Annotated in this window: 14 protein-coding genes; 2 read left to right on the top strand and 12 right to left on the bottom strand. The window is 57.6% G+C overall.

Going from position 1 to position 13,527, the window contains the following annotated elements:
- The 6 genes from dapA to FME68_RS05390 form a co-directional block, all read right to left on the bottom strand.
- Entirely contained in the window at positions 1-909 is a 909-nt protein-coding gene (gene dapA / locus FME68_RS05415) for a 4-hydroxy-tetrahydrodipicolinate synthase (protein ID WP_158396520.1), read from the bottom strand.
- Positions 910-979: 70 nt separating this feature from the next.
- Positions 980-1,729: an FAD-dependent thymidylate synthase gene (gene thyX, locus FME68_RS05410; protein ID WP_070754114.1), complete on the bottom strand. Its 750-nt coding sequence runs from the start codon at positions 1,727-1,729 to the stop codon at positions 980-982.
- Positions 1,729-2,475, bottom strand: a complete 747-nt coding sequence (gene dapB / locus FME68_RS05405) for a 4-hydroxy-tetrahydrodipicolinate reductase (RefSeq protein WP_049157587.1) — start codon at positions 2,473-2,475, stop codon at positions 1,729-1,731. The genes thyX and dapB overlap by 1 nt, the downstream gene beginning before the upstream one ends.
- A gap of 1,566 nt (positions 2,476-4,041) precedes the next feature.
- Positions 4,042-4,437 carry a hypothetical protein gene (locus FME68_RS05400; protein WP_042531285.1) on the bottom strand — a complete coding sequence of 132 codons (396 nt, stop codon included), beginning with the start codon at positions 4,435-4,437 and terminating at the stop codon, positions 4,042-4,044.
- A complete protein-coding gene (locus FME68_RS05395) occupies positions 4,434-4,751 on the bottom strand; it encodes a hypothetical protein (RefSeq protein WP_141754606.1) in 318 nt (105 codons plus the stop codon). Before FME68_RS05395 ends, FME68_RS05400 begins: the two co-directional genes overlap by 4 nt.
- Positions 4,751-5,227 (bottom strand): alpha-amylase inhibitor, encoded by a 477-nt coding sequence (locus FME68_RS05390; RefSeq protein ID WP_070672192.1) that lies wholly within the window; start codon positions 5,225-5,227, stop codon positions 4,751-4,753. Before FME68_RS05390 ends, FME68_RS05395 begins: the two co-directional genes overlap by 1 nt.
- Positions 5,228-5,648: 421 nt before the next feature.
- Here FME68_RS05390 and FME68_RS05385 point away from each other — a divergent pair, with 421 nt between their 5' ends.
- Positions 5,649-6,317 (top strand): AMIN-like domain-containing (lipo)protein, encoded by a 669-nt coding sequence (locus FME68_RS05385; protein WP_158396518.1) that lies wholly within the window; start codon positions 5,649-5,651, stop codon positions 6,315-6,317.
- Positions 6,318-6,404: 87 nt separating this feature from the next.
- Here FME68_RS05385 and FME68_RS05380 read toward each other — a convergent pair whose 3' ends face one another.
- From FME68_RS05380 to FME68_RS05365, 4 genes are all read right to left on the bottom strand, one after another.
- Positions 6,405-8,675 carry a polyribonucleotide nucleotidyltransferase gene (locus tag FME68_RS05380; protein ID WP_158396515.1) on the bottom strand — a complete coding sequence of 757 codons (2,271 nt, stop codon included), beginning with the start codon at positions 8,673-8,675 and terminating at the stop codon, positions 6,405-6,407.
- Positions 8,676-8,815: 140 nt separating this feature from the next.
- Positions 8,816-9,085 (bottom strand): 30S ribosomal protein S15, encoded by a 270-nt coding sequence (gene rpsO / locus FME68_RS05375; RefSeq protein WP_046648089.1) that lies wholly within the window; start codon positions 9,083-9,085, stop codon positions 8,816-8,818.
- A gap of 78 nt (positions 9,086-9,163) precedes the next feature.
- Complete coding sequence (locus tag FME68_RS05370; protein ID WP_102234197.1) at positions 9,164-10,081, bottom strand: nucleoside hydrolase; 918 nt, start codon at positions 10,079-10,081, stop codon at positions 9,164-9,166.
- A complete protein-coding gene (locus FME68_RS05365) occupies positions 10,082-11,062 on the bottom strand; it encodes a bifunctional riboflavin kinase/FAD synthetase (RefSeq protein ID WP_158396513.1) in 981 nt (326 codons plus the stop codon).
- A 37-nt stretch (positions 11,063-11,099) separates the two neighbouring features.
- Between FME68_RS05365 and truB the strand changes: the two genes are divergently transcribed.
- On the top strand, positions 11,100-11,993 hold the full coding sequence (truB, locus tag FME68_RS05360) for a tRNA pseudouridine(55) synthase TruB (protein WP_158396511.1): 894 nt from the start codon (positions 11,100-11,102) through the stop codon (positions 11,991-11,993).
- Positions 11,994-12,002: 9 nt separating this feature from the next.
- On the opposite strand, the gene FME68_RS05355 is transcribed toward truB, so the two are convergent.
- Together FME68_RS05355 and FME68_RS05350 are read right to left on the bottom strand one after the other, a co-directional pair.
- Positions 12,003-12,677: a 4'-phosphopantetheinyl transferase family protein gene (locus tag FME68_RS05355; protein ID WP_046648085.1), complete on the bottom strand. Its 675-nt coding sequence runs from the start codon at positions 12,675-12,677 to the stop codon at positions 12,003-12,005.
- Positions 12,670-13,491 (bottom strand): metallophosphoesterase family protein, encoded by an 822-nt coding sequence (locus FME68_RS05350; protein WP_049155431.1) that lies wholly within the window; start codon positions 13,489-13,491, stop codon positions 12,670-12,672. The genes FME68_RS05355 and FME68_RS05350 overlap by 8 nt, the downstream gene beginning before the upstream one ends.
- Positions 13,492-13,527 lie beyond the last annotated feature (36 nt).

Here is a 13,527-nt window from a genome sequence, read left to right as displayed (position 1 = left end):
TTAAAGGACTCCAGCCTTCTCCAAATCGTGGCGGAGAGCCTCAACCTCCTCCGCGTCAGCCGCGGATACCGGAAGGCGAGGGTCCCCTACTTCAATACCCTGCAGACGCAGGGCAGCCTTAACAAGAGTTGCTCCGCCCAGACGGCTTTGCGCCTGGATGAGCGGGGTTAAAGTTTTCGCGTTAATCTCTCGTGCACGTGCGATATCGCCTTCTTCGAAGGCCACGTAGAGATCAGCCAGGGCGCGCGGTGCAAGGTGGCCAATCACGGAAATGACACCCGATGCGCCAAGGGCAAGCCAGGGCAGGTTGAGGCCATCATCCCCGGAGTACCATGCCAAACCGGTCTCCTGGATAAGCGGTGCGGCCGCAACAAGGTCGCTTTTAGCGTCCTTGACGGCCTGAATGTTCGGCACGTCCGCGAGACGGAGAATCGTCTCCGTTTCGATCGGGATGCCCGAGCGGCCAGGAATGTCGTACAGACAAATCGGAAGATCCACGGCGTTAGCCACGGCAGTGAAGTGCGCGTACACACCAGCCTGGGAGGGCTTGGAGTAGTACGGGGTAACAACCAAAAGGCTATCCGCACCTGCATCAGCAAAGGCGCGTGCCGCCTCGATGCTGGTAGCGGTGTTGTTGGTTCCCGCACCAGCACAGAGGGCGGCTCGGTCCCCTACCTCTTCCTTCACAGCCGCAAACAGCTCCAGCTTTTCATCCAACGACGTCGTAGGTGACTCACCCGTAGTACCCGAGAGGATGAGCGAGTCGACGCCGTTATCAACAAGATGAGCTGCTAGGCGACGCCCTGCAGACACGTCCAGCGCACCGTCCTGGTCAAACGGGGTGACCATCGCTACGCCCACGCGTCCGAAAGTGTCGACGCCTGTCTGTGCTGTCATACCTGTGCTCATAGGCGTCAAGATTACCCGCTTTGCACCTTATTAGCTGAATCGGGGCGTTGCGCGAGTCTTAAATTTCTCCTTAGGCGTAAGGACTCGACGCCATTTCGGTGCCATCGCTCAGGGTGGTGATATTGAAATCGTCGAAAAGCACCGGCGATTGCTTCCTCAACAGCTTCAGACATGCCACCGCTAGCTGCCGCATCTCCGTATCCGCCTGTTCCGTCGCCCGCGCGCCGATAAAGTGACGCCACGCCCGGTAGTTGCCGGTCACGACGATGCGAGACTCCGTCAGGTTGGGTAGCACTGCACGGGCGGCCTGGCGTGCCTGCTTCTTGCGCAGCAATGCATTCGGTTCCTGCTCGAGCTTCGATTCAAGAGCATCGAGAAGCTCTTCGTAGACGAAACGCGCATCATCGGCTGCCTGCAGAGTCAATCGGGTAAGTTGTTCATCCTCCGCAATGAGTTTCGGCAGCACCACTTCAGCCTCTTCAGAATGAACAAAGCGCTGCGAGAGTTGCGAAAAAGAGAAATGTCGGTGCCGAACTAGCTCGTGTGTTGCCGAACGCGACAAGCCACGGATATACAGCGTCGCGGTTGCGTGCTCGAGCAGCGCATCATGCCCAACCTCGAGGATGTGATGCAGATAAGCCTGGTTCGAAGCAGTTCGTGGGTTCGGCTTATCGAAGGACTCGTAACAAGCTCGCCCAGCGAACTCGACAAGAGCCTCGCTTTCCGACGCCTCCCCGTCCACCTCCCAGTCCACTCCCTGCGGCGCGTGGAAAGAAGTGGCCGCGATGAGCTGGACATCAAGCTCAGTGACCTTAGCCATTACAGCTCCAAGTACTTTTCCAGGCCCACGGTCAGCCCTGGATGAGACTCAATTTCCCGCACACCCATGAGCACGCCTGGAGTGAAAGAGGAACGGTCATAAGAATCTTGACGGATCGTCAGCGACTGGCCCTGGGTACCGAAGATAACTTCTTCATGCGCCACCATTCCTTGCATGCGGACTGCGTGAACATGGACGCTGTCAACATCCGCGCCGCGCGCTCCGTCGAGGGACTGCTCGGTCTTGTCCGGCATTGCATCCAATCCAGCCTCTTTGCGAGCCTTCGCAATGCCCTGTGCGGTATGAACCGCGGTGCCGGACGGCGCATCGAGCTTGTTCGGGTGGTGATACTCAACCACCTCAGCGCTGTCGAAGAATTTTGCAGCTTGTGCCGCGAAGACCATGGTCAGCACAGCCGAAATAGCAAAGTTCGGAGCGATCAACACGTGGCCCGCACCGTCTCCCTTTGTCCATTCCTCCACTTGCGCCAGACGCTCGGCGTCGAAGCCCGTGGTCCCCACGACGGCGTGAATGCCATGCTGAGTACAGAATTCAAGGTTGCCCATAACGGAAGCAGGCTGGGTGAAGTCAACGGCTACCTGCGCGCCAGCTTCGACTAGCTTCTCAAGCGGAGTATCGCGATCGATTTCAGCAACAAGCTCCAGATCCTCTGCAGCGTTGACGCCCTCCACGATTGCTTGTCCCACGCGGCCCTTAGCGCCGAGGACACCCACCTTGATAGTCATTCACAATCCCTTCATCTATGTTCGTTCTGTTAGCCACGACCAGTCTATCCCTGTCGACATCCAGGGCTCAGAACGGGGCACGCGGCGCTAACTCCCCTCGCCTGCACCATTCACCTACCCCCGTTGTTGTGTATGAGTAAAACCTATACCCCCAGCTCGGCAAGAGTCGAACACACAACCTAAAGCATTACTCAACACCCCCATGCTTCTTGGTTTGTGAAGTTTATCCCCGCAGGCTATAGACCTTGGTTTGTGCCGGCACTAGGATTAGTTGTAGAACACTTCTTCTAACACTATTTTCTCGGGGGATACGCCAATGAGCACCACCATCCTGCCGGACGCCTTCTTTAGCATCAGGACGCTTCAGTCCGGTAGGGATAAAAAAATCCGGATATTAACAGCACCTAGCATCCGCCTTTTACCTATCGATAGCATCTACCGGGTGGTGGTTTCCTTTACTGAGATGCTTACCGGTCCTGGGCCTTTATCACTCGCTCGCTTACGACCGTGTGCGCATAAATTGACCAGGATAGAGCTGAATCCATAACCAAAAGCGTGTGTGCCAGGGTTCCACCCGCGCTAAAGCGAGGAGGCTTGAAATCCCCGACAACATTTCCTTTATCAGTAATGTGCGTCCATCTACTGTGCCTGCAGCCTTTGCTGGTGATGGTGAGAATGCTGGGGAAGCCCGTGAAAACGCTTTTATCGTCAATGACCCCTTTGTCCCGGAGCAATCGAAGACGCTTACAAGCTCCCGAATCGTAAATTCCCCACAGCCTGGCAACGTGGTCGCGCGCCATAGCTTCAAACGCAACCAAACAGTCAAGAGGAGCCGATCTCGCTCAGTTAACTCAAATTGCTTGGCCGTACGAAACGGTCGTAACCTCTGGTCTGAAACATGAATAATCTTCACCATGTAGTAATGGTCGCGTTAGAGTGTGCAAACCCTAATGCGCCAACGAAACGACAGATTATCACGCGCTTTGAAGGAGCATGACGAGTATCCTTCTCCCGCCTCGCCTACGGCTCGTTGGACATCAGGTCATGAAGGCTTCGCAATCATAACCCGGAAGATCTCGCACGAAATTTCTAAAACGACAAAGAAGCCCTAGATTCGTATAAACGGTTCTAGGGCTTCTAACCTTTGCTTCACGAGTTCAGCATGAGCAGTGAGCTACCGATTGCTCCAGTACCTATATTTTCAATTGACGCGATAATGCGACTGCGATTGTTATGACCCATTCTCTGCTCCTTTTCTTTATTTATGCGAACAAGAAACTTCTTTGAAAAAGGCTGACCTACACTTTCAATAATCCAAAGAGCAATCAGGTATAACACTGCTATTGCTAAGGTACCTAGGATGTCGAGTCCTAGATCACTGCTTAGCTCAACCCGCGAAGCACTATTGATTATATAACAGGAGGGAGACACACTCTCTGGAAAGATGGAACAAATGTTCTTAACGGGTTAGCTTCACAAAAATAGAGAACAATAGCTCAGGGAGTCACGTTAAGCGTGACTCCCTCGACAAAACTTCACCACCTGCACCGAACGGCTTCCAGTCCGTTACTTCGGCCGTGACATAAACGACGCGAAATCAACAGAGCTGATAAAAGACCGAGGCCACTCCTCATCGTCGGTCAAAAGCATGTCCTCCCACAAACGTGACACAGCCGCCCCAGGCTCAATAGGCTCGTCGATCGTCCCTAATGCGGTGGAATAGCTATACATATTCCATTCATCCTCGTTAACCGGTTCATCACTCTGAGCCTGGAGATCATGGAGCAAGTTCTTTTTCACAACGGAATCCGACTCATCAATCTCCACATCAGCGACCAGATAGACGGTCGTGAACTGTTTCACGCGCTCCACTCGTTCAAGATAGCGCTGATAAAACCGAGGCAAATCCTCTTCTCTCGCAAGGAAATAGGTCTTTGTCAGGGTAATTTCGCTGGACATCATTTAGGGTTCCAACTCGTGTCATAGGCACCCGACGGACGGTACTTCCGCTGAGGATAGCAATGCCTCTTATGGGCATTGTTAAACTTGCTTTCATACAAATTTGCATCGGATTTGGCAGCATTAGGATCTGTTGGATGATTACCTATGACAAAGCCCACAATAGGATTGCCGGGGGCATTCTCCACTACCTGGCATTTCATGGTGATCATGCCTAGTTCATTTTTAACAACACCCGCTGCTTGCGCGACTTGCGTTTGAGCAAACACTGCAGAAGGAAGAGCGAGTGTAAGCGCCAAAGCACGTAATTTCTTCATTAGCAATTCTCCACTCGATCGATGCGAGTAATACCTGGAACCTTCAACTTGGAAACGGTTTCTTCAGCGCCCGGGGCAACCCCTGTGCACTCAATATCCTGAGAACCCACCCAACCCGTCATGATGACTTTCACCCGAACAGGTGTAGGGCAATTATTCCGAATTTTGATCTCAGCTTGATGATGCTCAGCAGACACACACGCAGGGGCAGTGTTTGATGCATCATAGAAGCTTATAGTCGGCTCACCTTCCACATGGATTTCCGCTGACTGTTTCTCCTTGGCATCCGACAGGTCTACAGTCTTGGTTTCTCCGGAAGACAACTCAAATCCCGATTCACTGTCTGCAGCAGGAACCGTATCACCATCCAAGGTCGCTTCTGCATCCTGAGCAAACGCGCTACTGGGGGCGGCAAGAGCCAAGACAGCACCACAAACCAATGCCAAACGAACTTTTCTTGCAGACTTTTTAACCATATTCTTTACCTTACTTAGCGTTGGGAATGCACTTCACTCATGACAGTAGATGGAAAGTCCTCTCAAATCCATAGAACCTCCGTTCGGTACGCATAACTAAGAAGGATGAACACACGGATAAGCCCCGCGCCGTCGAAACAAACGATGAACCCAAAACTCACCCCGCACAACCCCAAGCCGTCGAATCAAACGACGAAGGGTCGCGGGAGCCGGGGCCGGAGGGAGATAAAGAAAAGCCTCCCTAATGGTAAAAGGTCGGCGCAGTTTTTGGAACTGAGCGGAACTTTTAAGAGTTAGGGAGGCTAGATGGCTTGAGAATGCCCCTCGGGGTCCAGCGGGGTTACGCAGTGATGCCCACGTGTTGCTGCTCGTTATGATGGTCTAGGAAGCTGGATCCTGCTGTCACAGCTGAAGGGAAAATATGACTCGCTCTATTGCACCGACCACCGTCTTCGGGGTCATCATTGCCGGATGTGCGTTGACCATCACCGCATGCTCTGAGGGAGGTTCGCACTCCACAAATTCACCTGCTTTTAGTTCGGTTGAATCCAGCCCGCGAGTTGCTGAAGCACCAGCCAGTGAAGAAATGGCCTCAGAGGACTCGGGCGCGCAAAGCAGCTCGGAGGCGATGACTGCAGCACAGTTTGCGGGCATGGGTACAGCAGCCCTGGATAATCGGCATCACATGCCCGAACGGCTTGGAGATCTCACGCCAACTACGGTGCGTGTGGGGGCTCACAATGGCTTTACCCGCGTAGTTATTGATCTCGAGGGAAACGGCGAACCGGGCTGGTTTACCACCTACACAGACAGCCCAACTCAGCAGGCCTCCGGTTACCCCGTTGAGGCAGAAGGAAATGCTTTTCTCGACGTCGGAATCGAGGGAACTCCTTGGCCATCTACGCCTGAGCTCGAGGAACGGCATATTCAGCAGGGAACTACTCCTGGAACTGGAGTCGTGAGTGAGGTCGTCTACACCAGCTCATTTGAGTCACAATCGCAATTCATCATTGGTCTGCAGAAGAGGACTCCGTACTCGGTGACATTTCTCGAGGACCCCAAACGACTTGTACTTGATTTCCAGGACTAGCAGCTAGCACCCAACAAGCTAAGAGCCCCGCCATCGCAGCCCATGAACGAGCTGGAGAGCGGGGCTCTGGCTTATGAGGTTTGGGAATTAGTCTTCCTCAACCGGGACCAGGGAAATCTTGCCGCGGTTATCGATGTCCGCGATTTCGACCTGGATCTTGTCGCCGACGTTGACCACGTCTTCGACCTTTTCGATACGCTCATCGCCGCCCAGCTTCGAGATGTGCACCAAGCCGTCGCGGCCCGGGGTCAGGGATACGAAGGCGCCGAAAGCCACTGTCTTCACCACGGTGCCGAGGAAGCGCTCGCCCACCTTCGGCAGCTGTGGGTTAGCAATGCTGTTCACGCGGTCGATGGCAGCGTCAGCGGCTTCACCCGTAGCGGCCGAAATGTAGACGGTGCCGTCTTCCTCGATGGAGACATCGGCGCCAGTTTCCTCGGTGATGGCGTTGATGGTCTTGCCCTTCGGGCCAATGAGCTCACCAATCTTGTTCACCGGGATAGTCACCGAGGTAATGCGCGGAGCCAGACCAGACATCTCGTCTGGGCCCTCGATAACCTCAGACATCGTGTCAAGGATGGCGGCACGGGCGTCGCGGGCCTGCTCGAGGGCGTCGGCAAGCACGTGCGAAGGAATGCCATCCAGCTTGGTGTCCAGCTGCAGGGCGGTGATGAACTCGGAGGTACCGGCAACCTTGAAGTCCATATCGCCGAAGGCATCCTCAGCGCCGAGGATGTCGGTGAGTGCCACGAACTTTTCCTTGCCGTTAACCTCACCAGAAACCAAGCCCATGGCGATACCCGCCACTGGGGCCTTCAGCGGAACGCCCGCGTTGTAGAGGGACAGGGTGGACGCACAAACGGAGCCCATGGAGGTAGAGCCGTTGGAACCAAGGGCCTCAGACACCTGGCGAATGGCGTAGGGGAAGTCCTCACGGGAGGGGATCACCGGCAGCAGGGCGCGCTCGGCCAGCGCACCGTGACCAATCTCGCGGCGCTTCGGGGAGCCCACTCGGCCGGTCTCACCGGTGGAGTACGGCGGGAAGTTGTAGTGGTGCATGTAGCGCTTGGACTCCACTGGAGTCAGGGAGTCGATCTGCTGTTCCATCTTCAGCATGTCCAGGGTGGTCACGCCTAGGATCTGGGTCTCGCCACGCTCAAACAGGGAGGAACCGTGAGCACGCGGGATGAGGTCAACCTCTACGCCGAGGTCACGGATATCGGTCACACCACGGCCATCGATACGGAAGCCCTCAGTGAGGATCTTGGTGCGCACGATGTCCTTCATCACGGCGTTGAAAGCGTTGCGGATCTGCTTGGATGCATCGGCCTCATCGAGGTCATCAAAATCGTCGATGAGCTTAGCCTCGACCTGCTCCATGAACTCGTTGGTGGCGTCATCGCGGTCCTGCTTACCCGGGATGGTGAGGAGCTTCTCCAGCTTCTTGGCGGCTGCCTTTTCGACGGCCGCGTAAACATCATCACCGTAGGACGGGAAGAGCGGGAACTCCTGCGTCTCCTTGGCTGCACGCTCCGCCAGACCTGCCTGCGCTTCACACAGGGACTTGATGAAAGGCTTCGCAGCCTCCAAGCCCTCAGCCACGGTGGACTCCTGCGGAGCCGGTGCACCTTCCTTGATGCGCTCGGCTACGTTCACACCAGCGCCGGCCTCCACCATCATGATGGCAACGTCATCCTTGCGGCCCTTCTTCACGATGCGGCCGGCAACGACTATCTCGAAGAGAGCACGCTCGTGCTGCTCGTTGTTCGGGAAGGCCACCCACTGGCCCTTAGGGTGCTTATCATCAGCGATCAGTGCCATGCGCACGCCGCCCACCGGGCCAGACACAGGTAGGCCGGAGAGCTGGGTGGAGGCGGAAGCGCCGTTGATGGCGACGACGTCGTAGTACTCCTCCGGGTCCATAGAGAGGACCGTGACGACGACCTGGACCTCGTTGCGCAAGCCCTTCACGAAGGTCGGGCGCAGCGGGCGGTCGATAAGGCGGCAGGCCAGAATAGCCTCAGTAGAGGGACGGCCCTCACGGCGGAAGAAGGAGCCCGGGATCTTACCTGCGGCGTACATGCGCTCCTCGACGTCCACGGTCAGCGGGAAGAAGTCGAAACCTTCGCGCGGCTGGTTTGAAGCGGTGGTCGTGGACAGCAGCATGGTGTCCTCGTCCAGGTAAGTGGTCACGGAGCCACCGGCCTGGCGAGCCAGCTGGCCCGTCTCAAAACGGATGGTACGCGTGCCGAAATCGCCATTGTCCAGGGTGGCGATGGCCTCGGTGATGCCGTAATCGTCGTCGATAAGGAACTCGACGGAATTGTTCGGTTGGTTCTTAGCGTTTTTAGCGCTCATGGATGTAACTCTCCTTGGAGCTGTCATGGCGATCTTCGGTGCCGCCTCTTCTTCGATGTTTTCTGACAACGCCCAAGAATTTTAGCAGATGAGACGAGAAAACCCCCGCACACAGGTGCGGGGGTTGAAAAGTTAAGCGCTTAGCGGCGCAGACCCAGGCGAGAAATCAGGTCGCGGTAACGGTCAACGTCGTTAGCGGCCAGGTACTTCAGCAGGCCACGACGGCGACCAACCATGAGCAGCAGACCACGGCGGGAGTGGTGATCATGCTTGTGATCCTTGAGGTGCTCGGTCAGGTTGTTGATGCGGGTGGTCAGCAGGGCAACCTGTGCCTCCGGGGAGCCGGTGTCGGTCTCGTGCAGGCCGTACTCCTTGAGGATTTCAGCCTTCTTCTCGGTGCTCAAAGCCATGGAAAATCTCCTATTGTATTTCAGTCCACATGAAATGATGCGCCGTGAGGCGCTGCCCGTGACTACTGTGGACCGCAGTCAGCAAGCCGAAGTAGAAGTATAGAGGCTGCCCAGCTTCGACATCAAATCATCAACGAAGCGCGCATCATCCACCGCAACGGCGACACGGGCGGTGGGGTTATCCAGTCGTTCCGGATCCCCAATAGTGCGGCCATTATCCTCACACCGCAGATTGAGGTCGAGGCATGTGACCAGTGAGGGATCTGCAGCCACGGCTACCGCCAAGGGATCGTGGAGCCCACAACCGCCGAGGTGCGGAGAGGTCGTCTTATAGGCACGAATGTAGTAGTCCACGATGTCCGCGTAGATCCGGCCCGTCCGCGTGCCGCGCCACTGCTTCGTATGCTCCCTGGTGAGCAACGTGCGCAACGTGACGTCGAGCCCCACCATGGTGAGATCGCGAGCATGCCGGAAGACATAGTCCGTAGCCTGCGGGTCTTGGAAGACATTGGCCTCGGCATAGGGCGTGACGTTCCCGGGCACGGTCAGCGCGCCGCCCATCATGACGATGCGGGCGTTGCGGGCGAAGTCCGGGTCTTCGCGCATGGCAGCTGCGATGCTTGTCGACGGCCCCGTCGGCACAATCACCAGATCCTCACCATGCTCACGGACCGAACGGATAAGAAAGCCCACTGCATCCTCATATGCTTTGCGGCGCGGAGGAGGCAGAAGCACTTCCCCAAGTCCATTGCGGCCATGGATGAACGCTGAAATGGGGGCAACGTTAAAGCCCGGGCGTGTCGGCCCAATGAAGACGGGGACATCCTCGGCGTCGAGAAGCTCCAGCAACGCCAGCGAGTTACGCACGCCCAGCGCCACCGGCACATTGCCATAGGTGCCGGTGACCCCGATCAACTCGAGATCAGGGTGCGCTACGGCATAGGCGAGAGCGAGGGCATCGTCGATTCCGGTGTCGAGGTCGAGGATGATCTTCATTTAGGCCTCGCGTGCCAGAATCTCACGAACTCGAGCAACGTCTCGCTCCATAGCCGTCAGGAGTTCCTCCACGGAGTTGAATTTCTCCATGTCTCGCACGTGGTCGACAAAGTGCACGGTGGCCTCGTGCCCGTACAAGTCTGCGTCACGGTCCAGCACGAAGGACTCCACCGAGCGTTCCTCGTCGCCGAAGGTGGGGTTCGTACCCACCGAGATAGCGGCTGGATAAGGAACGCCGGGCTCCATGTCGCCTTCGAGTGGAGCGCCGGTGGGTTCAACCACGAACCAGCCCGCGTAGACGCCATCGGCCGGGATGGCGACGGATTCCGGGAAATACTGGTTGGCGGTCGGGAAACCAAGCTCCTTTCCGCCGCGTCCTGCACCGCGCACAACGGGCCCGGTCACCGTAAAGTGGCGTCCCAGCGCCCAATTGGCGCGCGCAATATCGCCCTTAGCAAGAGCGGCGCGGATGTTGGTGGAGCAGATGCGCTCGCCCTCGTCGTCAAGCAAAGGCACGATGTCAACGTCGAACCCGAACTCGGCACCGAATTTCGCTAGCGCCTCCGCGGTGCCGGATGCACCTGCGCCGAAGGTGAAGTTCTCCCCCACCACGACGTGTTCTGTGTGCAAACGCCCCACCAGGAGTTCCGTCACGTACTCGCGCGGCTCGACGCCCTGGAGTTCCTCGGTGAAGTCGATGACGAGCACGGCCTCGATGCCCATCTCTTCCGCCAACTGCATGCGGCGCTCAAAAGTAATCACGGAGAGCGGCGCGCGCTCCGGCAAGAACACGGAGACTGGGTGCGGATCAAAGGTCACCATGATTGGGCGTTGGCCATGCGTGCGCGCATGCTCGACGGCCTTTGTGACCAACTGTTGGTGTCCGCGGTGCAGGCCATCGAAGACACCAATCGTCACTGATGTCGGACCAAGGTCAGCGGGGATGCTATTGATTCCGTACCAAATATCCACGGCCACCATGCTATCCCACCGCAGCCGGTGCCCTAGACTGCAGGGCATGACTGATCCGCTCGAACGTTCCGGCCTCGTGGTCGTCGACAAACCCGCCGGCATGACCTCGCACGACGTCGTGGGAAAACTCCGCCGCTTCTTCCGCACCCGCAAGGTGGGCCACGCGGGCACGCTTGATCCGATGGCCACGGGAGTGCTCGTTGTAGGCCTCGAACGTGGCACCAAGTTCCTCGCGCACATGGTGGCCTCCACCAAGGCCTACGACGCGACGATTCGGCTGGGTATGGCTACCCACACCGACGATGCGGAAGGTGAAGCTACGTGGGGCAAACCGGCAACCAGTGTGGAAGATTCTGCCATTGCGCACGAGGTTGCTGCGCTGACCGGCGATATTCTGCAGCGGCCGGCAGCGGTCTCCGCTATCAAGATCGATGGTAAACGCGCGCACGAAAGGGTGCGGGCAGGCGAAGAGGTTGAGATCCCCGCGCGCCCAGTGACGGTCAGCCGCTTCGATATCCTCGATACGCGGCGCTGCGGCGAATTCGTAGATTTGGACGTGTCGGTCGCGTGTTCTTCGGGAACCTACATCCGCTCGCTGGCTCGGGATCTGGGTGAGGCCCTCGGCGTCGGCGGGCATCTCACCGCCTTGCGCCGCACGGAGGTGGGCCCTTTCACGCTTGACGACGCCCTCCCCCTCTCTACTCTCGAGGACTCTCCGACCCTGTCCCTCAGCCTCGATGAGGCTCTCGCTCGCAGCTATCCGGTTTTAGAAGTCACCGATGACGAGGCCCAGGCCCTGGCTATGGGCAAGTGGCTAGAGCCGCGTGGGTTGAAAGGCACGTACGCGGCCGTCGATCCGCAGGGACGCTCGATCGCCCTGATCAAGGAGAAAGGAAAGCGCTTAGCCACGGTTTTCGTCGCGCGGCCCTCGACGCTTTAATGACCCGGTTTACCTGTCAAAGTTGAGCGCTGGAACGGCAGCAGAAACGATGACATAGCCATCCCGGATGATCCAGTGCCCCGTAATGAACGGCACTGGAGTCGGCCGCGCCAAGAGGTAAGAGACGAGCGTTCCGTCTAGGCGCAGGTCAATTTCCGCTTGGTCAAAATCAAGCCACCGCCGGGTCATGGGAAACCAGGTCTTGTAGGTGGCCTCCTTGGCACAGAACAACAGGCGGTCCGGGCAGGAAATACCCGCCGCTTGTAACTGAGCCAGCTGCGGCATCTCCCCCGGCCGAGCGATCATCGTCAGCACATGCTCCGGCAAAGGCTCCGCGGGTTCGGCATCCAGCCCCATCGAGCGCACGTGGGTGGTTGGCGCTGCTACCGCTGCACGCAGGCCTTCGGTGTGCGTCATCGATCCGGTATAGCCCTCCGGCCACAGCGGCATGCCTCGCTCGCCGCGCAGAATCGGCTCATTGTCGGTGTAGTTGAGCTCCTTCAAGGCTTGGTGGGCACACCAGCGTGCATCCCCAAATTCGGACTTGCGCACGTCCACGGCTTGGGAGACCACGGAGCGCTCCTCCGGGGATAGGTGGTTGTAATTGAGCAGATCGGTCATCGACTCGTCTGTACGCACATAGCAATATCGCGCTGACTCCGGGAAGAGGGACGGCTCAAGCATGCTCTGCCCTCCCTGTCTTCTCATCAATACTCAGCACCGGATATGGCCACGGCTGGAGATGTCCGTGCGCTTGCCACTCACGCGGATAGCCCAAAGACACCTCAATGTGGTCTACTCCATCAATGTTGGCTCGGTTAGGCATATGGAGGTGACCGTAGATGACCGCCTTGGCGTTGTAGCGCCGCGGCCAGGAACGCGTGTGGCGGGTTCCACACCACAACGCCACCTCGGGCCAGCGCAGGTACAAGGTTGGCTCCTGCACCAGCGGCCAGTGATTGATCAGGACGGTCTCGCCCTCAACCCGTGATAGGCGCTTGATGGAATACGCCAAGCGGTCCCAGCACCACGCGCGGACATCGACGAACGGGGCGATAGCAAATTCATCGGTCATGATGATCTGCTTCTGCTTCGCGCTCGCGAGCGCCTGCTCTACCGTTGTTCCCGGCGGACGAAAACTGTAATCATACAGCGTAAAAAGCGGGACGACAGTAACCCCTCCAAAAACCGGGAAAGGGTCTTCTGGGGTAACCACGCCAATCTCCCGGCAGCCCTCCACGAGCCGATCGTATTTTTCACGTCCCTGATACGCGTCCTGGCCGCGGGAAAAGAGCTCGTGATTGCCGGGCACCCAGATCACGGTGGCGTAGCGGTTTTTCAGCCGCGCCAAGGTGTTGATGACAAGGTCAATGCGCTCGGCCACATCGCCCGCCACAATCAACCAGTCATTCGGATTCGGCGGAACGAGTTCCTCGATACGGTCCCCGTTGACTCGCACCGCCGCGTGGAGATCGGAGACAGCCCACAACGTGGTCATAGCGCCTCCTTCACACAAACATTCTCTCTACTTTTA

The organism is Corynebacterium hiratae (assembly GCF_009708045.1).
Lineage (GTDB): Bacteria > Actinomycetota > Actinomycetes > Mycobacteriales > Mycobacteriaceae > Corynebacterium > Corynebacterium hiratae.
Note: the sequence above shows the minus strand (reverse complement) of the source record. Positions and strands in the feature narration are given on the sequence as shown.

Coding starts and splice junctions, on each gene's coding strand:
- dapB (WP_049157587.1), bottom strand. CDS start 2,475: ATGACTATCAAGGTGGGTGTCCTCGGCGCTAAGGGCCGCGTGGGACAA.
- FME68_RS05400 (WP_042531285.1), bottom strand. CDS start 4,437: ATGATGTCCAGCGAAATTACCCTGACAAAGACCTATTTCCTTGCGAGA.
- FME68_RS05365 (WP_158396513.1), bottom strand. CDS start 11,062: ATGGTGGCCGTGGATATTTGGTACGGAATCAATAGCATCCCCGCTGAC.
- FME68_RS05380 (WP_158396515.1), bottom strand. CDS start 8,675: ATGAGCGCTAAAAACGCTAAGAACCAACCGAACAATTCCGTCGAGTTC.
- FME68_RS05350 (WP_049155431.1), bottom strand. CDS start 13,491: ATGACCACGTTGTGGGCTGTCTCCGATCTCCACGCGGCGGTGCGAGTC.
- FME68_RS05385 (WP_158396518.1), top strand. CDS start 5,649: ATGACTCGCTCTATTGCACCGACCACCGTCTTCGGGGTCATCATTGCC.
- dapA (WP_158396520.1), bottom strand. CDS start 909: ATGAGCACAGGTATGACAGCACAGACAGGCGTCGACACTTTCGGACGC.
- FME68_RS05390 (WP_070672192.1), bottom strand. CDS start 5,227: ATGGTTAAAAAGTCTGCAAGAAAAGTTCGTTTGGCATTGGTTTGTGGT.
- thyX (WP_070754114.1), bottom strand. CDS start 1,729: ATGGCTAAGGTCACTGAGCTTGATGTCCAGCTCATCGCGGCCACTTCT.
- FME68_RS05395 (WP_141754606.1), bottom strand. CDS start 4,751: ATGAAGAAATTACGTGCTTTGGCGCTTACACTCGCTCTTCCTTCTGCA.
- FME68_RS05355 (WP_046648085.1), bottom strand. CDS start 12,677: ATGCTTGAGCCGTCCCTCTTCCCGGAGTCAGCGCGATATTGCTATGTG.
- rpsO (WP_046648089.1), bottom strand. CDS start 9,085: ATGGCTTTGAGCACCGAGAAGAAGGCTGAAATCCTCAAGGAGTACGGC.
- truB (WP_158396511.1), top strand. CDS start 11,100: ATGACTGATCCGCTCGAACGTTCCGGCCTCGTGGTCGTCGACAAACCC.
- FME68_RS05370 (WP_102234197.1), bottom strand. CDS start 10,081: ATGAAGATCATCCTCGACCTCGACACCGGAATCGACGATGCCCTCGCT.